We start from the raw sequence: 405 nt of genomic DNA, 5'->3' as shown, positions 1-405 counted from the left end.
TGCCCTTCGCGCCGCCCATCATGAACGCGGGCATCGCCTCCTCGAGGTTCGCGCCGGCCGAGAACGGGCCGCCCGGCGTGCCGAGCTTCAGCGACGTCGGCTGCCAGATCACCACGCCCTTGTAGTCCTTCTCCGCGAGTTCGATCGCCTGCACGAGGCCGTCGATCACGCTCGGTCCGATCGTGTTCATCTTCGACTTGAACGACACGATCACGACGTCGTCTTCACCGGCGCGGTCGTCGACCCATGCGCGCACCGCGTCGGTCTCGAACAGCGTCTTGCCGTACGTCTTCGGATCGGCACCCGCTTCGCCGAGCAGCGGCGCACGGAATACCTGCTTGCCGTAGACCGCGAGGTCCGAGCGCGGCACGAAGCGCTTCGCGGCCGGCGCCCACGAGCCTTCGG

1 protein-coding gene is annotated in these 405 nt (G+C 68.1%); it reads right to left on the bottom strand.

Annotated features, from left to right (window positions below):
- Positions 1 to 405, bottom strand: a 405-nt coding sequence (locus AC30CM_RS27255) for a hypothetical protein (protein ID WP_490120014.1), incomplete at both ends; no start/stop codon positions are given.

The organism is Mycobacterium sp. DHQP2018-32-09 (genome assembly GCF_058148405.1).
The sequence above is the reverse complement of the archived record's forward strand: the minus strand, read 5'-3'. Positions and strand labels throughout refer to the sequence as shown.